Annotated in this window: 16 protein-coding genes; 9 read left to right on the forward strand and 7 right to left on the reverse strand. The window is 73.4% G+C overall.

Features of this window, described 5'->3' with window-relative positions; genetic code table 11:
• Positions 1-8 precede the first annotated feature (8 nt).
• The 4 genes from ACFYZZ_RS11860 to ACFYZZ_RS11875 are packed head-to-tail and all read left to right on the forward strand — an operon-like array spanning position 9 to position 3,729.
• Positions 9-194 carry a DUF397 domain-containing protein gene (locus ACFYZZ_RS11860; protein ID WP_389174156.1) on the forward strand — a complete coding sequence of 62 codons (186 nt, stop codon included), beginning with the start codon at positions 9-11 and terminating at the stop codon, positions 192-194.
• 33 nt (positions 195-227) lie between these two features.
• A complete protein-coding gene (locus ACFYZZ_RS11865; RefSeq protein WP_389174159.1) occupies positions 228-833 on the forward strand; it encodes an O-methyltransferase in 606 nt (201 codons plus the stop codon).
• A 54-nt stretch (positions 834-887) separates the two neighbouring features.
• The gene (locus ACFYZZ_RS11870) at positions 888-2,375 is read left to right on the forward strand and encodes an acyl-CoA synthetase (protein ID WP_389174162.1); all 1,488 of its coding nucleotides are present in this window, start codon (positions 888-890) and stop codon (positions 2,373-2,375) included.
• Entirely contained in the window at positions 2,368-3,729 is a 1,362-nt protein-coding gene (locus ACFYZZ_RS11875; protein WP_389174164.1) for a carboxyl transferase domain-containing protein, read from the forward strand. The genes ACFYZZ_RS11870 and ACFYZZ_RS11875 overlap by 8 nt, the downstream gene beginning before the upstream one ends.
• A gap of 1 nt (position 3,730) precedes the next feature.
• On the opposite strand, the gene ACFYZZ_RS11880 is transcribed toward ACFYZZ_RS11875, so the two are convergent.
• A complete protein-coding gene (locus ACFYZZ_RS11880) occupies positions 3,731-7,363 on the reverse strand; it encodes a S8 family serine peptidase (RefSeq protein WP_389174167.1) in 3,633 nt (1,210 codons plus the stop codon).
• Between the two features lie 219 nt (positions 7,364-7,582).
• On the opposite strand from ACFYZZ_RS11880, the gene ACFYZZ_RS11885 reads away from it, so the two are divergent.
• The 5 genes from ACFYZZ_RS11885 to ACFYZZ_RS11905 all read left to right on the forward strand — a co-directional run bounded on the left by ACFYZZ_RS11885 (position 7,583) and on the right by ACFYZZ_RS11905 (position 16,345).
• Positions 7,583-7,960 (forward strand): CU044_2847 family protein, encoded by a 378-nt coding sequence (locus ACFYZZ_RS11885; RefSeq protein WP_389174170.1) that lies wholly within the window; start codon positions 7,583-7,585, stop codon positions 7,958-7,960.
• Positions 7,957-9,621 carry a trypsin-like peptidase domain-containing protein gene (locus ACFYZZ_RS11890; RefSeq protein ID WP_389174172.1) on the forward strand — a complete coding sequence of 555 codons (1,665 nt, stop codon included), beginning with the start codon at positions 7,957-7,959 and terminating at the stop codon, positions 9,619-9,621. The genes ACFYZZ_RS11885 and ACFYZZ_RS11890 overlap by 4 nt, the downstream gene beginning before the upstream one ends.
• A gap of 25 nt (positions 9,622-9,646) precedes the next feature.
• The gene (locus ACFYZZ_RS11895) at positions 9,647-10,699 is read left to right on the forward strand and encodes an AAA family ATPase (RefSeq protein WP_389174175.1); all 1,053 of its coding nucleotides are present in this window, start codon (positions 9,647-9,649) and stop codon (positions 10,697-10,699) included.
• Positions 10,689-15,185 (forward strand): SAV_2336 N-terminal domain-related protein, encoded by a 4,497-nt coding sequence (locus ACFYZZ_RS11900; RefSeq protein WP_389174177.1) that lies wholly within the window; start codon positions 10,689-10,691, stop codon positions 15,183-15,185. Before ACFYZZ_RS11895 ends, ACFYZZ_RS11900 begins: the two co-directional genes overlap by 11 nt.
• Before the next feature lie 122 nt (positions 15,186-15,307).
• Complete coding sequence (locus ACFYZZ_RS11905) at positions 15,308-16,345, forward strand: rod shape-determining protein (RefSeq protein ID WP_389174180.1); 1,038 nt, start codon at positions 15,308-15,310, stop codon at positions 16,343-16,345.
• A gap of 301 nt (positions 16,346-16,646) precedes the next feature.
• Here the strand turns inward: ACFYZZ_RS11905 and ACFYZZ_RS11910 are convergent, their stop codons facing one another.
• The 6 genes from ACFYZZ_RS11910 to ACFYZZ_RS11935 are packed head-to-tail and all read right to left on the reverse strand — an operon-like array spanning position 16,647 to position 23,114.
• Positions 16,647-17,636 (reverse strand): 2-hydroxyacid dehydrogenase, encoded by a 990-nt coding sequence (locus tag ACFYZZ_RS11910; RefSeq protein ID WP_389174183.1) that lies wholly within the window; start codon positions 17,634-17,636, stop codon positions 16,647-16,649.
• Positions 17,633-18,169, reverse strand: coding sequence for a flavin reductase family protein (locus ACFYZZ_RS11915; RefSeq protein WP_389174186.1), 537 nt, complete (start codon positions 18,167-18,169; stop codon positions 17,633-17,635). Before ACFYZZ_RS11915 ends, ACFYZZ_RS11910 begins: the two co-directional genes overlap by 4 nt.
• Positions 18,166-19,455 (reverse strand): MFS transporter, encoded by a 1,290-nt coding sequence (locus tag ACFYZZ_RS11920; RefSeq protein WP_389174189.1) that lies wholly within the window; start codon positions 19,453-19,455, stop codon positions 18,166-18,168. Before ACFYZZ_RS11920 ends, ACFYZZ_RS11915 begins: the two co-directional genes overlap by 4 nt.
• Positions 19,455-20,564, reverse strand: coding sequence for an LLM class flavin-dependent oxidoreductase (locus ACFYZZ_RS11925; protein WP_389174192.1), 1,110 nt, complete (start codon positions 20,562-20,564; stop codon positions 19,455-19,457). Before ACFYZZ_RS11925 ends, ACFYZZ_RS11920 begins: the two co-directional genes overlap by 1 nt.
• Complete coding sequence (locus ACFYZZ_RS11930) at positions 20,561-21,844, reverse strand: acetyl-CoA carboxylase biotin carboxylase subunit family protein (RefSeq protein ID WP_389174195.1); 1,284 nt, start codon at positions 21,842-21,844, stop codon at positions 20,561-20,563. Before ACFYZZ_RS11930 ends, ACFYZZ_RS11925 begins: the two co-directional genes overlap by 4 nt.
• On the reverse strand, positions 21,837-23,114 hold the full coding sequence (locus ACFYZZ_RS11935) for an ATP-grasp domain-containing protein (RefSeq protein WP_389174198.1): 1,278 nt from the start codon (positions 23,112-23,114) through the stop codon (positions 21,837-21,839). The genes ACFYZZ_RS11930 and ACFYZZ_RS11935 overlap by 8 nt, the downstream gene beginning before the upstream one ends.
• Between the last annotated feature and the right edge of the window lies 1 nt (position 23,115).

Raw genomic sequence — 23,115 nt, forward strand, 5'->3', positions numbered from 1 at the left:
GCACCCGCATGGCCCAAACCGTCCGCTGGCAGAAGTCGTCGTACTCCGGCGGAGGCGATGGCAACACCTGCGTCGAGATCGCGGACCTGGACACCCACATATCCATCCGCGACTCAAAGGTCCCGGCCAGGGCAACCCTCACCTTCCCGGCCGATGCCTTCACCCCCTTCATCGAGGCCCTGAAGAAACGCTGACCGCCGTAGGCGCTTACGGACAGAATTGAGCCCATGGCGACTGACGACACCGACGCGTACACGGGTCTGGACGGGCTCCCGCCCCTCGTGCGGGACGCCCTGGCCGCCGCCCGTGCCTCCGGCTTCCCCTACTCCTGCCGCCCCGAACAGGGCCGCCTGCTGCACGCCCTGGCGGGCGGCGCCGAGGTCCGTATCGGGGAGACCGGTACCGGGCTCGGCGTCGGCCTCGCCTGGCTGGCCTCGGGCGCCGCCCCGGGAGTGCAGCTGTACAGCGTGGAGCGGGACCCCGAGCGGGCCCGGCTCGCCGCCGGGGTGTTCGCCGACCGCCCCGAGGTCACCGTGCTCACCGGCGACTGGCGGCGGATCGAGGAGTACGGGCCCTTCGACCTGCTCGTGCTCGACGGCGGCGGGCAGGGAAAGACACCCGGGGACGCGCCCGCCGACGTCAAGAAACTGCTCGCCCCCGGCGGGACCGTCGTCGTCGACGACTTCACCCCGGCGACCGGCTGGCCGCCGCTGCACGAGGGCGTGCCGGACCTCGCCCGGTTGCACTGGCTGGAGCATCCCGAACTCCGTGCGGCCGAATTGCGCCTCGCGCCCGACTTGAGCACGGTCGTGGGGACGCGGCTCCTGGTGTAGGAAGGGTGCTGTCGTCCCCCGACAGCTTTCCCACACAGCCAAGGAGTGCGCCGCGTGTCCTCCCTCTTTCCCGCCCTGACGGACGGTCCCGGCGAGCGCAGCGAGATGGGGGTCCCCCCGGACTTGGTCTGGGGGAGGGTCGCCCTGCGGTTCGGCGAACGGTCGTTGACGTACGGCGGGCTCGCGGGCGCGGCGGGCGCGCTCGCCGCGCGGATCCGCGGCGCCGACCGGGTGGCCGTGTGGGCGACCCCGGAGCTGGAGACCGCCGTGGCGGTGACGGGCGCGTTGCTCGCCGGGGTGGCCGCGGTGCCGCTGAACCCGAAGTCGGGTGAGAAGGAGCTGGCGCACATCGTCCACGACAGCGCGCCGGATCTGGTCCTGGCGGCGCCCGGCGTGGAACTTCCCGCCGTCCTCGGCGAGTTGGCCCACCTCGACGTGGACGTGTCCGAGTCCGGTGCCGTCCCGGAGGAGCAGGCCTCCGACACCGACCCGGCGCTGGTCGTCTACACCTCCGGCACCACCGGGCCGCCCAAGGGTGCGGTCATTCCGCGCCGGGCGCTCGCCGCGACCCTGGACGCGCTCGCCGACGCCTGGCAGTGGACGGGGGAGGATGTGCTGGTGCACGGGCTGCCTCTGTTCCATGTGCACGGGCTCGTGCTGGGTGTCCTCGGCCCGCTGCGGCGCGGCGGCTCGGTGCGGCACCTGGGGCGGTTCACCGCCGAGGGCGTGGCCCGGGAGCTGAACGGCGGCGCGACCATGCTGTTCGGGGTGCCGACGATGTATCACAGGATCGCCGAGGCCCTGCCGGACGATCCGGAGCTGGCGAAGGCGCTGGCCGGGGCCCGGTTGCTGGTCTCCGGCTCGGCCGCGCTGCCCGTGCACGACCACGAGCGGATCGCGGCGGCGACCGGCCGGCGGGTGATCGAGCGCTACGGCATGACGGAGACGCTCATGAACACCAGCGTGCGGGCCGACGGGGAGGCCCGGGCCGGGACGGTCGGGGTGCCGCTCCCCGGGGTCGAGCTTCGGCTGGTGGAGGAGGACGGCACGGAGGTGGCCGCGATGGACGGGGAGAGCGTCGGCGAGATCCAGGTGCGCGGCCCGAACCTGTTCACCGAGTACCTCAACCGGCCCGATGCGACCGCCGCCGCCTTCACCGCCGACGGCTGGTTCCGCACCGGCGACATGGCGGTGCGGGAGAGCGACGGATACGTCCGGATCGTCGGGCGCAAGGCCACCGACCTGATCAAGAGCGGCGGTTACAAGATCGGGGCGGGCGAGATCGAGAACGCGCTGCTGGAGCATCCGGGGGTGCGGGAGGCCGCGGTCACCGGGGAGCCGGACGCGGACCTGGGCGAGCGGATCGTGGCGTGGATCGTCCCGGCGGACCCGCAGGCACCGCCCGCCGCCGAGGAGTTGGCCGGCCACGTGGCCCGCCGGCTGGCGCCGCACAAGCGGCCGCGCGTGGTCCACTACCTGGACGCGCTCCCCCGCAACGACATGGGGAAGATCATGAAGCGGGCGCTGGTGGCCGATGCCTGAGCGACTGTCGGCGCGGGAGATCCTGGCCCTGGTCGCGGACGAGGCGACCTTCGGCGAACTCCCCGGCCTGATAAGGGAACCACAGGCGGACGGCCCGCTCGGCTGGGAGGGTTACGACGCCTCGCGCGCCCGTGCCGCCGAGCGCACCGGCGAGGAGGAGTCCGTCGTCTGCGGCACCGCGAGCGTCGGGGGCACCCGGGCCGTGCTGATCGCGTTCGAGTTCGGCTTCCTCGGCGGTTCCCTGAGCGAGCGCACCGGCGACCGTCTGGAGGCGGCGTACCACCACGCCCGTGCCCACCGGCTCCCGGTCGTGCCGTTGGTCGCCACCGGCGGCAGCCGGATGCAGGAGGGCATGCTGGCACTCACCCAACTGCAGCGTGTGGCCCGCGAGTCGGCGCTCACCCGGGAGGCGGGCCTGCCGCAGGTCGCGGTGTTGCGGGACCCCACGACCGGCGGCGGCTGGGCCACCCTCGGGGCCGGAGCCGATGTGATCCTGGCGCTCCCGGGCGCCCAGGTGGGCTTCGCGGGCTCCCGGGTCCGGCCCCCGGACGCGGACCCGGCCGCCTACACGGCCGAGGCGCAGGTGGCGGTGGGGTCGGCGGACGCGGTGGTACGGCCCGAGGAGCTGCGGGAGACGCTGGGGCGCTGGCTGCGGCTGCTCACGAACCCGGCGGCGGAGGCCCCGGCGCCCCGGGCCCTCGGCACGCCGGACCTCCCGGCCACCGGCTGGGAAGCCGTCCGCCGTGCCCGCTCCCCCGAACGCCCCCGCGCACAGGCCTACTTGGACGCCTACTTCACGCACCGGGTCTCGCTCAGCGGCGACCGCTGCGGCGGTACGGACCCCGACGGCATGCTGTGCGGGTTCGGTGAGCGGGACGGCCGTACCGTGGCGTACGCGGCGCAGACGGGGGCGGCCACCCGGCCTGCCGGGTACCGCACCGCGGCCCGGCTGATCCGGCTCGCGGACCGGCTCGACATCCCGGTGCTGACGCTGGTGGACACACCGGGCGCGGCCAATGACGCCGAGGCGGAGCGGCAGGGCGCCGGGGCGGCGATCGCCGACGTGTTCGGGGCGGTGGCCGCCGCCCGGGTGCCGATCACCACGCTGGTGATCGGCGAGGGCGGCTCCGGCGGGGCGCTCGCGCTGGCCGCACCCGGCAACACCTGGGCCACGCCGGACAGTTACTTCTCGGTGATCGCCCCGGAACTCGCCGCGGCGATCCTCAAGCGCCCGCCCGAGGAGGTGGAGGCGACCGCGGGACAGCTGCGCATCCGGCCCCAGGACCTGGTGGAGCTGGGGGTGGTCCGCGGCATCGTCAGCGTCACCGCCGCCGCGGACCGCCCCCGGCCCTGAGTCACCTCACGGCCACCGCCCGGGTGATCTCCTGGGTCACCGAGCCGCCCTTGTCGTCGTGGGCCGAGGCCCGTAGGGAGACATGGGCGGCGCCGCGCGGCACGGTCAGCGTGCCGCGCCAGGTGGCACCCGAGCCGGTGGCGTCCGGGCCGGTGGTCAGGGGGACCGTCCGCCAGGTCGCGCCGTCGTCGTACGACACCTCCAGCCTGCCGCCGCCGAGGGTTCCGGTGCCGGCCGCCTTCGCCACGTACTCGGCGCCGATCCCGACCGGGACGCGCTGTCCGCCGCGCACCTTGCCCGCGAGGTCGGTGTCGACGTCGAAGGCGAGGTTGATCAGCGGCAGGTAGGTCCAGCGGTCCTCCGGGGTGGCCGCGGAGCGGAAGGTCCACTCCGTGTGGCCCTGGGTGGCGGGCTGCCACTGGCCGGCGTCCAGGGCGGTGTCGGTGACCACCTTGTAGGTGTGCTCGTCGGCGGGCGCGTCCCACACATGGACACCGGAGCTCTTGCGGCGGTCGACCAGCGTGCCGTCCAGGTAGACGGCGGTGGTCTGGCTCATCCCGCTGCCGTCGCTCCACACGTCGCCGAAGCCGGTGTGGTCGGGCCCGGAGTCGCCCCAGCCCGGGGTGTTCAACTCGATCTGGTTCCCGGCACGTTGCTGCCCCCAGCCCAGGCCGGTGCCCAGCCACGGGTGCCACACCGGGCGGAACCAGTTCAGCTCCGGCCGCGCCCCGCCGTCGTACCGCACCAGCCCGCTGCGCTCCTCCAGTGCCCCGTCGCGGGCGGTGACGGACTCGTGCCACAGCTGGCCGGGCCCGGTGGACACGTAGTCGGTGCGCTCGGCGGGCAGGTCGACGCGCTCCTGGAAACCGAGCCCGATCGGGAAGGTGCCGGTGATCGAGTACCGGAACTCGCCGCCGCTCACCGGCTGGGCTGCGTGGAACTTCACGCGCACGGCGGCGAGTTGGCGTCCGGAGGGGGCGTAGGTGAGGTCCCGGTCCGGGATCGCGCCCCGGTGCCCCTGCGACAGGTCGTACACGTACGGCGAGTTACGCGTGCCGACCATGTCGACGTGTCCCGCCGCCCGCAGTCGCGCCGCGTCGGCTCTGTTCACCGTGGCGATCTGCAGCGGCCGGTCGCCGTTGTCGTCCGTGCCCCACCAGGCCATCAGCCGGCCGGGCGCGTCGTCCGTGACGAACAGCGCCCTGGCGCCCGCGTCCTGAGCGGCCCGGGCCAGCGCGGCCGGGTCGGCGCCGTCGGCGAGGCGGGCGAGCACCGCCTTGCCCGCCACCCCGGTGAACGGCCCGTCCCCGACGTCGACCAGCGGCAGCCTGGTGCGCCCCTCGATCAGCGTGCCGCCCGCCTGCACGGTCGCCTCGCCGACCCCTCTGACCTCCAGCAGCGGCTTGGCCAGCCGCCACACGGTCCGGTACTCGAAGCCGCCCCGGGCGACCTTCTCGGTGGGCGCGGCGAAGACGCTGTCGTAGGTCAGGGGCACCTGGACCGCGCCGAACAGGTCGGCGCCGTTCGCGGTCCGGTCGTACTCCATGAGCAGCTGACGAGTCTCGGTGCGCCGGTCGACGTCGGCCTTGACCTCCCGCAGCTTCCTTCCGTCCAGGGTGACGTCGCGGTCCCGGTCGAGGGTGATCTCGGGGGCGGCGAGGAAGCCGAGGCCGAGCGAGTCGGGGCCGTGGCTGCCGCGCACGTCGAGGAAGGAGGCCAGGCTGTACGTGCCCGGCTTCAGGCGCAGCTTCAGGGTGCCGGAGTCGCCGACGTACGCGGGCTGGGCGTCCTCGCCTGCGGCGAGCCGCTGCACGGCGAGGTAGGCGGCGGTGGGCGCGCCCTCGCGGTCCCGCACATGGATGGTGAGCGTGTACCGCTCCTCCTCCTTGACCAGCCCGAACGCGGTGTGCGCGAGCACGGTCCCGGCCGAGCCGGTGGCCACGATCTGCCCGCTGCTCTCCCCGACCGGCGCATTCGATCCGTCACCGGTGACGGTGGTGGACGCGGTGCCGTGCGCGGGCACGGTGAGCAAGGAGTCGGCGAGAACGGCGACACCGTCCGGCCCGCCCTGCACGGACAGCTTCAACGGGACGTCCCTGTCGGACGAGTTGCGGTAGGTGAGGGTTCGGGTGACCGGCCGGTTCGCCTCGTAGGGCCAGCTGTAGAAGCCAAGGTCGGCGCTGCCGGTGGCGGTCACGTCGGCCTTGGCGGCGTCGGACACGCTCACCCGCCCCGCACCCAATTGATATGCGGAGGCGTCGAGTTGCCTGCTGCTGGACATGAGGGCGTCCTTCAACTGCGCGCCGGTCCAGTCGGGATGCTCCTCGGCGAGCAGGGCGGCGGCGCCCGCGACATGCGGGGTCGCCATGGACGTACCGCTCAGGGAGGTGTAGTAGCCGCTGCCGGAGACGAGTTGGGAGCGGGCGGCGAGGATGTCGACGCCGGGCGCCGAGAGGTCCGGCTTCAGGGCGTTGTCGCCGTACCGGGGTCCGGCGCTGGTGAAGTAGGCGGCGTGGTCGGCGGAGTCCACCGCGCCGACGGTGAGGGCCGCGTCGGCGGCGCCGGGCGAGCCGATGGAGGACGGGACGCCGGTGTTGCCGGCGGCGACGACGAAGAGGGCGCCGGTCTCCTCGGAGAGGGTGTTCACCGCCTGGGCCATGGGGTCGGTGCCGTCGCTGGCCTCGGTCGAGCCCAGGCTCATGGAGATCACCCGGGCGTGCACGTCCCGCGCCGCCCACTCCATGCCCGCGATGATCTGGGACTCGCTGCCCGAGCCCTGGTCGCTGAGCACCTTGCCGACGGCGAGGGTGGCACCGGGCGCGACCCCCTTCTCCTTGCCGTCGGAGGCGGCCCCGCTGCCGCCGACGGTGGAGGTGACGTGGGTGCCGTGCCCGTTGCGGTCGGCGACCTCCTGCCCGTCGATGAAACTCTTGGTGGCGGTGACCCGGTCGGTCAGGTCGGGGTGGCTCAGGTCGACGCCGGTGTCGAGGACGGCGACCGTGACGCCCTTGCCGGTGAGCCCCGCGTCCCAGGCGGCCTGGGTGCCGATCTGCGCGTTGCTCTCGGCCATGTCGGCCTTGACGCGCCCGTCGAGCCAGACCTTGCCGACACTGTGGCGGTGCGTGAAGGACCGCCAGAAGGCGCGCCCCCGCTCCGCCTCGACGGCGGCCCCCCGCAGGCTGGGCAGCGTCCGGGTCATCTGCGCCCCGTCCGGGGTGGCGGCCCGCGCACCCTTGCCGTAGGTCACGATCAACGGCGTCGCGTCGGCCTTGGCGTCCGTGAGCCCCTGCCGGATCAGCCCGCTCACGTCGAACAGCCGCCGGTCCAGGGTGCCGGCCCGCAGATGGGGCAGCGCCTCGTCCGGTACGACGCTGATGTCGCCGTTGCTCACCTGCGTCCTAACGGCGCCCGTGGCCCCTCGGGGCCGCTGCACGGCGACCGTCCTCCTCCCCTGCCCGAGGTCGGTGACGGTCACCCGGTCGCCGGTGACGAGGGTGACGGTGGTGGTGGCGTCCGGGGTGCGCTGAGCCGCGGTGGCGGCCTGCTGCGCGACCGCCGGGGCCGTCGGCGACAGGGCGATCACGAGCCCCGTCGCGAGCAGCGCCGCCCCGCGTCTGACTGGTCCTCTGGTCATCCACGCCTCTTCTCGTGTCGAGCGTGTCGAGCGCGTCGAGTGCTGGGACGAGTGTCATGTGCCGTGTGGTGCGGGGCTGTTGACCGTCGGTGGCGGAAAGGCGTCCTGGCGGTTTCCCGCCACCGGCGGCGCGCGGCACGGGTCGAACCGGGGACAGCCTCACTCCCCGTCCGTAACAATGGACTTGGCCGTCGATCAGGAACACGGGGGTAAGACGCCATGAACAAGCTGATGGAGTTCACCACGGAGGACGGCGCCGTCGTCGTGGTGGAGGCCACGGACGGCGCGAGCGGCACCCGGCTCGTCTCCCGCGGCGAGAACGGCGGCCCGGCGGCCCAGGCCGCCCGCACCTTCGAGGGCACCCTGGACGGCGTCCGCTCGGCGGCCCAGTCCGCACTCCGTGTCTTCCGCGACGGCACGCTGCGGCCCGACTCCGTGGAGCTGGAGTTCGGCGTGAAGCTGAGCGCGGAGGCCGGGGCGGTCATCGCGAAGGGGGCGGCGGAGGGGCAGCTGGTGGTGAAGCTGAGCTGGTCCTCGAAGGACGCGAGACCGGATGCCGCCGCCGACGCGGATCCGGAGCCGGCTCCCGGGTCATGAGCAGGGATGCCTGGCACGCCCGGATCGAGTACGGCGGCGCGGTCGCGGGGGCGGGTTTTCTGGTGGCTCCCCGTACGGTGCTGACCTGCGCACATGTCGTGCGGGACGGTGAGCCGGGGCTGCTGACGGTGTCGTTCCCGAACCGGCCGGACTTAGGCGTGCTGCCGGCGGCCGTTTCGGCGCACGGCGGCTGGGCGGGCGGCGTGACCGACCCGGGTGACCTCGCCGTACTCGAACTGGCCGATGAGGTGCCGCTGAGCGCCGCCCGGTTCGCTCCGCCGGGCATCGAACTCGCCCTCGCCACCCAGATCCTGGTCGCCTACGGGTTCCCGGACGGGTACGACGAGGGGCAGCTGGCCGAGTACCGGGCCGTGTCCGCCACGCGGATCGCGGACGAGTGGGTGCAGCTGGAGGCCGTCACGGCGCACGGGCAGCCGCTGACGCACGGCTTCAGCGGGGCCGCGGCCACCCTCCCGGACGGCCGGGTGGTCGGCATGATCGCGCAGGTGGCCGGCGAGCACGGCGTACGGGTCGCCCGGATGCTGCCCACGGAGGTGCTGGCCCGCCACTGGCCGGGCTTCGGCGAGCTGGTCCCGGCCCACGGCGACTCCCCCGACGCGGCGAGACGGCTGTACGGGCTGGTGAGACGGGCGGCGGACGCCGCTCTGGACTGCGACCCGAACCGGCTGTACAGGGACGCCGTGGGCCCCTTCGGCCCGCCACTGCCCCCGGACGGCTTCCCTTCGCTGCGGTCGGCGGCCGGGTATGTGCACTGGGAGGTCGAGGACCCCGACGCGTTGACGAGGTTCGCGGACCGGCTGGAGGAGCTGCTGTCCGCACCCCCTGCCTCCGCCGCTGTCTCCTGGTCCCCCATCCTGGTCGAGCTGGACCGCAGCGGCGCCGGCGCCGACCAGGTCACGGTCGAGGTGTCCGCGTACCGCGACGGACTGCGCCGGCCCGTGGGCGCGGTCCGGCTGCCCCGGGCCCGGGTGCGGGCCTACGTCCAGGAGTGCGTGGACGAGGCGTTCACCCACCTGGCCCCCGGGGCCGACGAGTTGATCACGTTCGTACTGCCGCGTGAGTGGCTGAACGAGCCGGTGGCCCACTGGGAGTGCGGTCCTGACGACTCCACGCCCCTGGGTTGCGCCCACCCCCTGGTCGTCGCGGACCGGTCCCGGCACCACAGCGCCCGCCTGCGCCACCAACTGGCCAAGAAGTGGCAGAAGTCGGGGACCGGATCCACGTCCCCGACCGTGCACCGCGTCGACTGCGGCAACCGGGAACGCCCGGCCGGCCTGCGCAAGCGGCTCAAGGACAAGGAGGCCGAGCTGGCGCTGTACGCCACCGGGCCCGTCGCCGCGCCGGACCACTTCGAGGCGGGTCTGAACACCCCGGTACCGGTCCTGCTCTGGCCGCGCGAGGGCTGCCCCGGCGCCGACCACGGCACGCCCTGCGCGGGCACCGCGTTCCTCGACGGACTCGTCCCGTACCTCCACGGCGTCTCGCCCGCCGAACTGCCCCGTCTCATCCAGACGCTGCGGGAGGAGGTGGAGGCCGCCGACGACCCGGACCAGCACTGGGCCCGGGACGTCCAGCTCCTGTGGGACGACCCGCGCTGCTTCCCCGAACCCCCGGCCAGCCTGCACACCCCTGTCGCCTGAACAGCCCCCCACGGAGAACGAACCCATGCCCCTGTGGCCCGTGTACACCGGCACGAAGGAGCCGCACGACGGCATCACCGAGTTGCCCGCTCCCCCGCCCTGGCGGGCCTTCGACGGCGGCCCCGAGCTGGACACCCCCGCCGACGACGCCGACACCGCGGCCACCTCACCCGACCGCGCCCACCGTGCCGCGACCTACCGGGCCACCGCGCAGACCGTCCAGCTGGTCAACGCGGCCCTCTACCTGCGTCGCCCCCTTCTCGTCACCGGCCCGCCCGGCACCGGCAAGTCCTCCCTGGCCTACGCGGTGGCCCGCGAGCTGAAGCTCGGCCCGGTGCTGCGCTGGAACATCACCAGCCGCAGCACCCTGCACGACGGCCTGTACCAGTACGACCCCCTCTCCCGCCTGTACGCGGCCCGCCAGGTGGCGGCCGCCCGCGCCCTCGGCACCACCGCACCCCGATCCGGTATCCCCGAATCCGGTATCGAGGACCATCTGCGCCTCGGCCCCCTCGGCACCGCCCTCCTCCCGTACGCCCGCCCCCGCGCCCTGCTCATCGACGAGATCGACAAGAGCGACCTGGACCTGCCCAACGACCTCCTGAACGTCCTTGAGGAAGGCCAGTACGAGATTCCCGAGCTGGTCCGGTCGTCCGGGTCCCGGGGCGAGGACCCGAAGGCCATGGTCATGGTCGACGGCACCCACGAACGCGTGCCGGTCGACCGCGGCCGGGTCCGCTGCCGGGCCTTCCCCTTCGTCGTCCTCACCAGCAACGGCGAGCGCGAGTTCCCGCCCGCCTTCCTGCGCCGCTGCGTCACCCTGCGGCTGCGCCAGCCCGACGACTTCCACCTCGCCGACATCGTCCGCGCCCACTTCGACGGCGAACCCGACGGCTACGCGCGGGACCTGATCGACCGGTTCCTGTCCCGCGCGAGCGGCGGCGACCTGGCCACCGACCAGTTGCTCAACGCGATCTACCTGGCCCGCTCCTCCGACCTGCCGGCGGCCTCCCTGGACGAGCTGGCGGAACAGCTCATGCCCTACCTCGGCGAGGCCCAGCGCTCCGATGCCTTCTGACCGTCCCGGCTCCCCGGACCCGCTCGCCCGCCTGGCCGACGTCCTGGCCGCGGCGGCGGACGGCGTGCGCCCGACCCCGCTGGAGCTGGCGGAACTGCTGTGGCTGGCCCGGCAGCTGGAGCCGGCCGACGAGGAGCGGCGGACCTCGGCTCCGACGCCCGCCCCGGACCTACCGCAGGAGCAGCCCCGGCCCCCGCAGGAGCAACCCCCGGCCACCCCGACGGCACCGGATCCCGCCCCGACCACACCCCACAATCCACCCCACGATCCACCCCGCGTCCCGCTCCACCTGCCGTCCCGCACCCCCTCCGGACCCGGCAGGCATGCCTCCCTGCTGGCACCGGCACCCCCGATGCTCCGCCACCCGCTGGGTCTGCAACGCGCCCTGCGCCCCCTCAAGCGCCGTACCGACGCCCCTTCCGGTCACCGGCTGGACGAGCGGGCGACGGCCGACCGCATCGCCCGGATCGGCGCGGCCCCCGAGTTCTGGCTGCCGGTGCTGCGCCCCGCCCAGGAGCGCTGGCTGCGGCTGAACCTGGTGTACGACACCGGGCCGACGATGCCCGTGTGGCGGCCCCTCGTCCACGAACTGCACACGGCACTCGCCCAGTCGGGCATCTTCCGCACCGTGACGCTCCTGCGCGCCGCACCCGACGGCACGGTCCACGGCCACGGCGCGCACGCCCCCGCCGACGGCCGCACGGCCACCCTCGTGATCAGCGACTGCATGGGCCCGCAGTGGCGGGAGGGTCCCGCCGGCACCCTCTGGCACGACACCCTGCTCCGCTGGGCGCGCCGCATGCCCCTGGCCGTCGTACAGCCCCTCCCGGAACATCTGTGGCGGGACACAGCCCTGCCGACGACGCCGGGCCGTCTGTCGGCACCGCACCCCGCGGCCGCCGCGGCGGCGCTCACGTTCACGCCGTACGAACGGCAGGAGCGGCACGAGCACCATGAGCACCACGAGTCCTACGACTCCGCGGTGCCGTACGGGCCGCGGGGCCCGCAGGAGAGCCACGACGCCGTCCCCCTCCCCGTGCTGGAGTCCGAGCCGGCGTGGCTGGCGCACTGGGCCGCGCTGCTCACGACGGCCGGCGGCGCGGAGTTCCCGGCCGCGGTCGCCGAGTTGGGCCGTCCGTTGCCGGCCCGCTCCGGTGACCGTACGGACGTGGGTCTGCTGTCCGCCGAGGAGTTGGTCCTGCGGTTCCGGGCGACCGCCTCCCCCGAGGCGTTCCGGCTGGCCGGCCATCTCGCGGTGGGCCGCCCCGACCTGCCCGTCATGCGCCTGGTCCAGGCCGCCCTCGAACCGGATCCGCGCCCCCAGCACCTGGCCGAGGTCATCCTCAGCGGCATGCTCGCCACCGTCCCCGGCGGCCCGCCCGGCTCCTACGCCTTCCGGGACGGCGTACGGGACCTGCTCCTGCTCAGCCTGCCGCGCACCGCCCGCCATCGCACCACCGAACTCCTGGACCGCATCGGCGAAGTGATCGACAGGCGAGCGGGGCGGGCGCCGGGCGAGTTCCGGGCCTCGACGGCGGCGCCCTCCGGCACCGGCACCGACGTGGAGGGCGAGGCGTTCGCGACGGTCAGCCAGGACAGCCTGCGGCGGCTGTCCGGTTCCGCCGGGCGAGGCGGGCTGCTCGCGGGGCGGTACCTGCTGGTCAGACCGACAGGATCGCAGGGCACGGACTGGGTCGCTCAGGACACCCGGCGGGGGGACGAGACGGTCCTGGTGCGGCTGTACCTGCGTCCGCCGGACTGGCTCCGCATCGGCTTCGCGGACATCGCCCAGCGGCTCAGCCAGGTCGACCATCCGGGGATCGCGGCCGTCAGGGATTACGGCACGGACGGCGATGTTCCCTACCTGGTCCGGGAGTTCGTCGACGGCAGGAGTCTGTACCAGCGGCTCAAGAGCGCACCGCACGGCCTGCCCGCAGGCGAACTCGTCGCCCTCGTCCCCTCTCTCGTCGAGGCCGTGAACGCCCTGCACGCGCAGGCGGGGCCGCATGGGGGGCTGGTCGCGTCGCACGTCATCCTCACACCGCGCGGGCCGGTCCTGGACGTCAGCTCCTTCGGCATCGGAGGCCGCGGGGACGATCTAAGGGCGTTGGGGCACATCGTGCGCGCCATGCACCGAGGCCCGTCCACCGACCATCAACTCCCGCTGCCGCTGGAGAACTTGTCCCTTCCCCGACAGCTCGAAGAGGAACTGGACACGGCCGTCACGGAACTCCTCTCCGACAGCCTGGAGACCCAGCTGCGCGGCGCCGACCGGCTCCTGCGTCCGCCCCCGCACCGGGAGCGCACCCTCGGCTTCTCCCTGCTGGGCCCGCTCCAGGTGACGCGCGACGGCCGCCCGCTCGTCATCGAGGATCCCGATCTGCAGGCCCTCCTGTTCATCCTGCTGCTGCGGAAGGGCCGGCCGGCCACCTGGAGCGAACTGGCCGCCGGCATCTGGGACCCGCCCGTCCCGTCCGCCGGCACCCACCTGCCGGATTCGTATCTCACCCGCCTCCACCACCTCCTCGGCCCCGACGCCCTCACCACCGAGAACGGCTACGCCCTCCGCCTCGACCACGTCCTGGCCCCCGACGACATCGACCTCTTCCGTTTCCGCCTGCTGGCCATCGAAGCCCAGCAGGCCCGCGCCGCCGGAGACCTGAGGCTCGCAGGCGCACTGGCCGTCGACGCACTGGAGCTGTGGCGGGGGGAGCCGCTGTACGGGGTTCCGGGCCCGGCTGCCCGGGACGCCCGAGCCGACCTCGTCGCCCTGCGCCGTACGCTCGGCGTCCTGGCCGAAGAGCCCGTCGACAACCGCCCCGAGATCCACTTCAGGACCGACGAACTCACCGGCCGCCCCGAAGCCCGTATCACCCTCGAAGCCACGGTGCACGAGATCCTCGCTCGCGGCTCCCTCACTCCCCGCCAGTACGCGGTGCTCGTCGGCCCGGACGGCTACCTCGTGCGTATCGAGCCCGGCGTCTTTCTGCTCCCCGTCCTGGTGGCCGTCCTGCGCGAACTCCCGCATGCGCTGGCCCGCCTGACCGATCCTCCGCGTCTCCGGGTGACGTTCGGGGGGCAGTTCTACGACCGGACGCCGAACGCGGCCTGGGACGTGATGGTCGTCGTACCACCCGCGCTGTACGAGGACTTCGCCGCCAGTTCCGCAGCCCAGGGTTCCGTGCGCTTCAGGCCGCTGTTTCCCGACGACTCCACGGACACCCCGCCGAGCGCCTGGTACTGCTTCCTCGGGCCGGCGTCCGCCGAACCGACGGAACACGACCTGGTCCAGGGCCCCTTCATCACGCACGACCTGCACCAGCTCGGCATCCCCACCCCGGGCCGCACGGCCATCGTCCACACGCGGCCGGACGGCCCGTTCACGCTGCTCAACCCGGTCCAGCCGTACGGCACGCGGCCGCCCCGCCCGGAGACCTGCTACTCGGTCGACCTCACCCCGCAGCAGGCTCGTCACACGGTCTCTCTGCCCAGTTCCGGCAAGGGCGCGTTCACGGCCGCGGTGGAACTGTCCTGGCATGTCGACGATCCGGTCGCCTTCGTCCGCGGTGAGACCGTCGGCATCTTCGGGCTTCTGCTGGAGCATCTGCGCGACGCGGCGGTCCGCATCACCCGCCGTCATCCGCTGCGCCGGGCCGGCGCGGCCCAGCGGGCGGTGAACGCGGGAGTGCGCAGCTGGCCGGTGCCGGGTCTGTCGGTGTCGTACACCGTGCAGCTGACCCCGGAAGGGATGTCCGCGCCGGTGCCGGAGCAGCCGGCTCCGTCGCGGCGTCGGCTGTCGTCCGTGCTCGCCGACGCCGAAACCGTGCTGATCGGCTTCGACGGTCCCCTCGCCCGGCTGTTCTCGGCGCAGACGGCACGTGAGGCGGTCCTCGACCTGCTGTCCGTCGTCGCCGAGCACCGCGACCCCGAAGAAGCGCTGCGGGGCCGGCCGCCGGCCGTCGCGGGCGCCGCCGGCCGGGAGACGTTCGTGCATCCGCTGGACCTGCTGCGCGCCTTCGCCCAGGACCCGCTCGGCCCCCAGCTGCGGGCGCGCCTCGACGACCTCGAACTGGATGCCGTTCCCGACGCGCCCACGACACACCGCTCCGTGGCGCTCGTCCGCGCCCTGCACCATTCCGGCCGTCGCGTCGGCGTGGTGACGGACGTGGGCGCACAGGCCGTCCGCCGCTACCTGGAGCCCTACCGTCTGCCCCTGACGGGGATCCACTGCCGCCGCGACGACCTCGGCCTGTTGATGCCCCACCCCGACTGCCTTCAGCGCGCGCTGGACGCCCAGGGCACACCGGTCGCCGCGGGCGTCCTGATCAGCTCCTCGATCGCCGAACTCACCGCCGCCCAGCAGCTCGGCCTCCCCTTCGTCGGATACGCCCCCACCTCCGCCGGGCGCCGGCACCTGCGCGAGGAGGGCAGCGAGGTCACCGTCTCGTCCCTCGAAACCCTGCTGGAAGCCGCCCGCTCCCTCTGAAACCCCCCATTCAGCCGCGCCCCGCCCGGCCCCCTCCCGCAGGCGCGCCGCCGAAATCCCCCAGAGGATGCGAAAGAAGCCGCCGTCCGGCCGCAAAGCCCGCGCACTCGGGAGGATCCGCCGTGACCGTCAGTCTGGAGCAGCTGCGCCGTTGCCACTTCGGCGTCGATCTGGGTGCGGCCCGTACCCGGGTGTATGTGAAGGGTGCCGGTCTCGTCGTCGACCAGCCCTCGGTCGCGGCCGTGAACACGCGTACCGGTGCCCTCATCGCGGTGGGCGAGTTCGCGGAGCAGATGACCGGGAAGACACCGGGTTACATCAGTGTCCAGCGGCCCGTCTCCGGCGGCACGATCGTCGACATCGAGATGGCCCAGCGCATGCTGCGCCACCTGCTCGGCGACAAGATGCGCAAGTGGCTGCGCCGCAAGCCCCGGCTGCGCGCGGCGGCCTGCACCCCGCACGGCGCGGACCCGCTGGCCCAGCGGGCGACGATCGAGACGCTGGTCGGGCTGGGTGCGCGGCGGGTGGAGCTGGTGGACACGCTCATCGCGGCCGCGGTGGGGTGCGGGCTGCCCGTGGAGCAGCCGGAGGCCAGCATGATCATGGTGTGCGGGGCGGCGGCCACGCAGGTGGCCGTGCTGTCGCTGGGGTCCATCGTGGTCGCCGAGCGGATCCCGGTGGGCGGGGAGGCCGTGGACCACGCGATCGTGCAGCATCTGCGGCACCGGCACGAGCTGATGCTGCCCAGCCGGGCCGTACGGCCGCTGCAGCTCGCCCTGTCCGGCAACGGGCTCACCCCGCACGGACCGGCCTCGACGGAGATCCACGGGCGGGACGTGGCCACCGGGCTCGCGCGCAGCGTGCACGTCGACACCGCCGCCGTGCGCGACGCCATCCAGACCCCGTTGACGGCGGTCCTGGACGGGATCGGCAAGGTGCTGCGCGACTGCCCGCCCGACCTGGTGGCCGACGTCGCCGAGCGCGGGATGACGATGGTCGGCGGCTCCGCGCTGCTGCCCGGCCTGGACCAGATGCTGCGCCAGGCGACCGGCATCCCGGTATACATCGCCGAACGGCCCGACGTGTGCGCCGTACAGGGTCTCGGGGCCATGATGGAGGGCCGGATCGAGCCACTGCTCCTCGACCCGCTGGCCGCCTGAGGCGGCCCGTGACCTGTGGTCGTCAGTACGGCAGGATGCGCCCCGAAGGCGTCCTGCGGTCGATCTCCTGCCCGCGCGGGGCGGCGGGCCGACGACTGACACGTACCCGGATCCGACGGTCCATGACGCCCTCCTTCTGCCTGCGCCGCCCCGCGGCGGCTCGTAGGAGGTCCGTGCCCAGGACAGAACATGTCCAAGCCAAGTACGGGCGATGTCTTGACGCTTGAGCGGCTCGGGCCTGTCGGTGGACCGCTCTGCGTAAGGTGCCGGCCGCCACCGCCGCGAAGCGGGTGGAAGCCGGTTACCCGGGTACGGCGTGCGGCGGAACCTCGCCGCGCCGCACGGCCAGCAGGTTCTCCACCGCCATCTCGGCCATCCGGGCCATCGCCTGCGTGCTGTGGAAGCCGCTGTGGGGTGTGACGAGGAGGCGGGTCGGGGCGAAGGCGAGCAGGCCGTGGGGGTCGTCGGCGGGGGACGGGGTGGGCTCGGTGTAATAGCCGTCGATGGACGCGCCCGCGATGGTGCCCTCGGCCAGGGCGGACCGCAGAGCCGCCGGGTCGACCAGCGCGGCGCGCGAACAGTTGACCAGGTATCCGGAGGGACCCAGCGCGCCCAGGTGTTCGGCGGCGATGACGCCGTCGTTCACCCCGGGTTCGTGGGCGAGGTTGAGGCTCACCACGTCGGCGGAGTGGAAGAGGTCGGTGAGGGACGCGACCGCCTTGTAGGGCAGTGCCGCCAGCTCGGGCCGGGGCGTACGGTTCCAGTAGAGGATCTCCGTGCCGAAGGCGGCGTGCGCCATCCGGGCCAGCTCACGGCCGATGTGGCCCATGCCCGCGATGCCCAGGCGGGCACCGGCGAGGGAAGGAGTGGGCCGCTCGCTCCACTGCCCCTCGGCGACCTCGGTGGCAGTGCGGGTGACGGCCCGGACGAGGTCGAGGATGTGGGCGAGGGACATCTCGGCGACCGCGACCGCGTTGGCGTGCGGTGTGTTGGCGAAGCGGATGGGCGAGGGGCCCGTGGGCAGTTCCATGAAGGAGCCGTATCCGGTGCCGAGGAAGCAGGCGACGGCCAGGTCCGGCAGCCGGTCCCAGGCTTTGGCGGACAGCCGCTCGCTGCCGCCGAGGACATATCCCCAGGCGCCGTCGAGGGCCTGGATCACCCCCTGCTCGTCGAGATCGCCGGGGGCCGTGGTGACCTCGAAGCCGGCGGCGTGCAGCGCACGGACCGAGGGCTCGGGGAAGGGGGCGCCGGTGATGACGATCCGGCGCCCGCCTCGGGCGGATGTGTTCACTGCTGGGGATCTCCCGTGGTGACGAAGGCTCTGCGGTACCAGACGAGTGGTGGCTCGGCCCGCTCGTGGGTGACCAGACCGGTCAGTTGGCCGATGACAAGGTGGTGGTCGCCGGCCGGCACGCTGTTCACGGTGGTGCAGCGATAGGCCGCGTTGGTGCCCGCGAGCAGCGGCGGGCCGTCCTGGGAGCCGGGCCAGGGGCCGAACGCGTGGGCGTCGGCGCCGTCGAAGCGGGCGGCGCCGTGCCGGGCGAAGAGGGTGGCGAGGTGGCGGTGGCGCTCCCCCAGGACGTTGACGGCGAACTCGCGGGAGCCGGTCAGGGCGTTCAGACAGCTGGAGCGGTTGTCCACGCCGACCAGCAGCAGCGGTGGGCCGAGGGAGACGGAGACGACGGAGCCCGCGGTGAAACCCCAGCGGCGCCCGTGGTCGTCGGTGGTGGTGACGATGGACACGGCCGTGGCCAGATGGGACATGGCCTCGCGGAACGTGTCCTGGTCCAGCGGTGCCGCCGGGCGGCGGGCCGGGGCGCTCACGCCTGCCCTCCCGTCACGGCCGTGGTCGTGGCCGCCGCCGGCTCCGCACCGGTCGGGCGGTTCGCCAGGGCCCGTCGGAAACCACGGATGGTGAGCGGCAGGAACACCACCCCGAACAACGCCAGAGGCAGGGTCAGTACGGCGGTGAGCCGCTGCGGCCCGATCGCGTCACCGGCGACCGCTACGAGTGCTCCGGCGAGCGGGAAGGACAGGTCGTTCACGATGAAGAACGAGCCCGTGACCTTGCCCAGGTGCTCCTGGGGGATGGCCTTCACCCGCTGGGTGCGGTTGTAGACGTTGAAGTACGCGGCGGCGACCCACATCCCGACGAACCCCACCGCGTAGACGACGAGAGACGACGCGAGACCCAGCAGCAGCAGCGCGCCGCACAGCCCGGTGAACCCGATCACGCCCAGCGCACTGACATGGAACCGCCGCAGCAGCAGCGGGGTGAGCAGGAGGTTGATCAGGCCCATGACGCCGACACAGGTGTTGAGCAGGGCGAAGGTCGACTCGGGGGCCTTGAACACACCTGTGACGACAGCGACGTTGGTGGCCAGGGCGACCGAAGCCACCAGGTTGATCAGGAAGTTGAAGCCCGCGAGCATCAGCACGGGCCGGTTGCCGACCAGCAGCCGCCAGCCCTGGCGTATCTCGGCCACGGAGTCCCGCAGGGCGCCGGAGCTTTCGGCATCCGTCCGCGCAGCCGGCTCGGGGCGGTGCCGGGGCAGTGGCAGCCAGCAGGCCGCGGCGGTGGCGAACATGGCGCCGGCCAGGCCCAGCAGCCCCACCTTGCCCAGGACGAGGACGGCGACCACCGCCAGACCCGGACCGAGCGCCATGGCGAGCAGTTCCATGTTCTGCACCAGGGACTGCGTCTTCACCAGGTTCTCGCCCTCGGCGATCTGCGGGACGACCTTCTCCACGGACATGTGGACACCCGCCATCAGCGTGGAGAGCAGGGCGCCGTTGACCAGGAGCACCGGTGTGGACCAGCCGGGCAGCGTCAGGCAGAGCACCACCGCGATGCCGAGCAGCGCGGCCCGGGCGAGGTTGGCCCGGGAGAACAGCCGGACCCCGCCGTCGCGGTCGGCGAGCACCCCGGCGAAGGGGTAGGCCACCAGGTTGGGCAGCCATTCCAGCGCGTAGGCCAGGCCCAGCGCGGTGACCCCGCCGGTGTCGCGGTAGATGATCAGTGGTACGGCGAACAGCACGATCTGCTGGGCCATGAGCCCGATCAGCACGCCGCTCGAGAAGAGCGAGCGCCGGGCCCGTTCGCCTGCCATCAGACCGTCTGCCGTTCGGCCACGGACCCGGTCGGCTCCTGCTGTTCGAGCTCCTCCTGCTGTTCGAGTGCGCGTACCAGGGGAAGGACGCGGGTGAAGAAGCGCCGCATCTCGTCACGGGCGGGCCAGCCGGAGAGGATGAACTCGCCGACACCGGCGGCCTTGTACGCGAGAAGGGCCTCGGCGATCTCCGCGTAGCTTCCGGTCAGGCACAGCGCCGGGCCGCCGCGGTAGGCGACGACGCCCGAGTACAGCACGGGGTCGAGCCAGCCGTGCCCGGCCTCCTCGGCGAGGCGGAAGGAGTTCTTCACGGCCTGGGAGTCGCCCTGTTCGACGAACTCGGCGACCCACTCGCGGTGCTTCTCATCGCCGCCGGCGACGACCGTGGCCAGGTCGGCCAGGGCCTCCTCGCGGGTCTCGCGGGCCAGCACCTGCATGCGCAGGCCGACCCGGCAGCCCTGTGCGAGGACGGGCTCGGCGGACTTCGCGACCGCCTCCGGGACGTCGGCGTACCGGAACCAGCAGTCCCCGTATCTGACGGCGTTCGCCTGGGCGACGGCCGAGGCGCCGCTGACGTAGATCTCGGGACGGCCGCCGCCGTGGTATCCCAGGCCCAACTGGGCCTGCTTCACCCGGTAGTGGGCGCCTTCGTAGTCGAAGGGGGTGGCCGGGTCCCGCCAGAAGCGGTGGGCGATCTCCAGGAACTCGGCGGCGCGGGCGTAGCGGTCGTCGTGCGGCAGGAAGTCACCGTAGTAGGCCTGTTCGGCCGGGGAGATGCCGGCGATCATGTTGAGCGAGATGCGGCCGCCGGACATCCAGGACAGGGTGTTGACGACCTGGGTGAAGAGGGTCGGCGAGAGCAGGCCGGGCCGGTAGGCCAGGATGAACTTCAGCCTCCGCGTCTCGCGCATGAAGGTCCCGATGATGGGCAGCGGATCCGGCAGGTCGAAGCTCTGCGCCATCAGCAGGGAGTCGACGCCGAGTTCGTCGGCCTCCCGGGTGAAGTCGATGGCGCCATCGAGGTCCAGGACGTCGGAGGCGTACTTCTGGGCAGTCTTCTCCTGGCCGTCGTCCAGCGCGGAGCCCCAGTGGAAACGCAGCTCGCTCACGCGCCGACCTCCACTGCGGCGGGTTCGGCCACCAGCCGGTAGCGGACGATGGCCTCCTGGACGGCCCGGCGCACCGCGGCCTGGCCGGTACCACGCAGCAGGAAGCGGCCGCCGGCGTGGTCGTAGCCGCCGTCGCCGTCGAACACGTGGCCGACCTCGGGCAGCGCCTCGGCATACACCTCGGGGACCAAGCCGACCAGGGAGTCACGGGCGGTGACCCGGGCGGGCAGGGGCCGGGGTTCGGGGAAGACCAGCCAGCCGCCGGAGGCCTCGGTGCCGCGCAGCACGGCCTCGTCGGTGAGCGGCGGCAGGCCGATCGTGGTGCGGACGGCCTCGCAGTACAGATCGATGCCGAACAGGTCGCGGTGGAGGAAGGGCACGCCGGCGCCGCCGGGGCGCAGGCCGACCTCCAGGAACACCGGCTCGCCGGTCTCGGTGAGGATCAGCTCCAGGTGGAAGGGGCCGTCCCACAGTTCCAGGGCGTCCAGGCAGTCGGCGGCGAAGCCGGTGAGCTGCTCGTGGAGGGGGCCGCGGTCGAGGAGAACGGAGCCGAGGGGGGTGCCGCCGTTGAAGTCCAGGCAGGTGTTCACGTATTCCGAGACGGTGACGAAGTGGAAGCGGCCGCCGCTGCGGATGCCGTCCACGTGGTGGATCCGGCCCTCGACGTACTCCTCGGCCTCGTACCCCTGGAGGGCCTCGGGGCCGATGTCCCCCAGTGCCGCGGCGAGTTCCCCCTCGCTGCGGACCAGCCGGACCCCCTTGGAGGCGGCGCCGTCGCGTGGCTTGAGGATCAGCGGCAGGCCGGGCAGTCCCGCGTCGGGTGCCAGGACTGCGGCGGCGGTGGCGGCGGCGGTCAGTCCGAGGTAGCGGGGGGCGCGGATGCCCGCGTAGCCGATCCACCGCTTCATGACGGTCTTGTCGCGGAAGCGGGTGACGTAGTCGGTGCTCCAGCCGGGGACGCCGAGGGCGGCGCGCAGTTCGGCGGCGGTGAGCAGGTCGAACTCGGAGACGCCGACGATGCCGGCGAGCGGTCCGTGCGCCTCGGCGATGCGCCGGGCGTGCGGCAGCAGGGTGGTGTACTCCAGGTCGGGTACGACGACGGTCGCCACGGCGGTGTCACGGTCCAGCGGCGGCAGGCCGTCCTCGGTGGTGAGGTAGGCCAGCCGGTGGGTGCCGTCCGGTACGAAGCGGTGGTACTCGCCGAACTCGTCGTCGTACCGGTTGATGACCAGGAGCAGCGGCAGGGAATCGGACGCGGGCAGGGATGCGGCGTTACTCAAAGCTCACTCCACGGTCGATGAGGTGCCCGAACTCGACGGCGTCGGCGTACGAGTCGGCGGTGTAGACGGCGTGCCCGATCCGGCAGCGGAAGTCGTGCGCGGGCGGAATCGGCTCACCTGGCGCCAGATACAGCTCGACGTCCAGCACCTCGGGCCGGGCCCGCAGGTCCGCGAGGCCTGAGACGGTGCGGTAGCTGGAGCGGCCGGGCGCGGTGAAGAAGCGGATGCCGGCGTGCTTGGCGCGCGGCGCCGTCGCCGGGACGCCGGTCGGCAGCCGGGCCGGATCCAGCGGCAGACCCGTGTGCGCGGCCACCGCGAGGTGGGGCAGGGAGATGCCGGTCGCCAGCCGCACCAGGTCGGGTATGTGGTCGCCGCCCATGCGTGCGCCGAGTTCGATGAGCACGGGTTCGCCGCCGGGCAGCCGCAGTTCGCAGTGGAACGGCCCGACCCGCACCCCGAGCGCGGCGACCACCTCGGTGACATACGCCTCGACGGCGTCCCGCTCGGTGGTGCTCAGCCCGGCCTGGACGATGTGGCCCAGCTCCACGAAGTACGGTTCGGGTCCGAGGAGTTTACGGGTGACGGCCACGATGACCACCTCACCGGTGGCACTCACACAACCCTCGACGGAGACCTCCGGCCCGTCGAGGTACTCCTCCACCAGCACCCGGCCGTCGAGCCGGCGGCCCAGATCCGGGCGGGAGTCCGCGGCCAGGAGGCGGTAGGCCCGGTGGAGTCCGGCGCGGGTGTCGGCGCGGCTGACGTGGACGCTGCCGGCCGAGTCGGTGGGTTTGAGGACGCAGGGAAAGCCCACGTGATCGGCGGCGGCGTCGAGTTCGGCGGCCGACGACGCCGGGGCCCACCGCGGCACCCGGAGCCCGGCGGCGTCGATCCGCTGCCGCATCGCGGTCTTGTCACGGACCTGCTCGACCGAGTCCTCCGCGACCCCGGCCAGACCCAGCCGGGCGGCGAGCCGGGCGACCACGGGGACGTAGAACTCGAAGCCCGGCAGGACACCGAGCAGGCCGCCGTCCTCGTGCAGCCGGATCGCGGCCTGCGTGAGGGCGGTCTCGTCGTTGGTGTCGACGGTGACCAGGGTGTCGATGTCCTGCCGGACCCGGTCCGGCAGGCGGCGGTCGTCGGCGTCGAAGGACGCCACCACGGTCTGCAGCCCCAGGTCCCGGGCGGCGCTCAGCAGCGCCGTCCCGGACGAGACCGGCTCGACGACCAGCACTCGGCCGGGTCGCGCGTCGCGGAGGTCGGTCGTCATG

Source organism: Streptomyces sp. NPDC001816 (genome assembly GCF_042892235.1).
Classification (GTDB): domain Bacteria; phylum Actinomycetota; class Actinomycetes; order Streptomycetales; family Streptomycetaceae; genus Streptomyces.

Bases quoted from the DNA above. Each gene is read 5' to 3' on its own strand.
- ACFYZZ_RS11860 (WP_389174156.1), top strand. From the start codon at position 9: ATGGCCCAAACCGTCCGCTGGCAGAAGTCGTCGTACTCCGGCGGAGGC.
- ACFYZZ_RS11890 (WP_389174172.1), top strand. From the start codon at position 7,957: ATGAGCAGGGATGCCTGGCACGCCCGGATCGAGTACGGCGGCGCGGTC.
- ACFYZZ_RS11900 (WP_389174177.1), top strand. From the start codon at position 10,689: ATGCCTTCTGACCGTCCCGGCTCCCCGGACCCGCTCGCCCGCCTGGCC.
- ACFYZZ_RS11920 (WP_389174189.1), bottom strand. From the start codon at position 19,455: ATGGCAGGCGAACGGGCCCGGCGCTCGCTCTTCTCGAGCGGCGTGCTG.
- ACFYZZ_RS11880 (WP_389174167.1), bottom strand. From the start codon at position 7,363: ATGACCAGAGGACCAGTCAGACGCGGGGCGGCGCTGCTCGCGACGGGG.
- ACFYZZ_RS11875 (WP_389174164.1), top strand. From the start codon at position 2,368: ATGCCTGAGCGACTGTCGGCGCGGGAGATCCTGGCCCTGGTCGCGGAC.
- ACFYZZ_RS11885 (WP_389174170.1), top strand. From the start codon at position 7,583: ATGAACAAGCTGATGGAGTTCACCACGGAGGACGGCGCCGTCGTCGTG.
- ACFYZZ_RS11865 (WP_389174159.1), top strand. From the start codon at position 228: ATGGCGACTGACGACACCGACGCGTACACGGGTCTGGACGGGCTCCCG.
- ACFYZZ_RS11895 (WP_389174175.1), top strand. From the start codon at position 9,647: ATGCCCCTGTGGCCCGTGTACACCGGCACGAAGGAGCCGCACGACGGC.
- ACFYZZ_RS11935 (WP_389174198.1), bottom strand. From the start codon at position 23,114: ATGACGACCGACCTCCGCGACGCGCGACCCGGCCGAGTGCTGGTCGTC.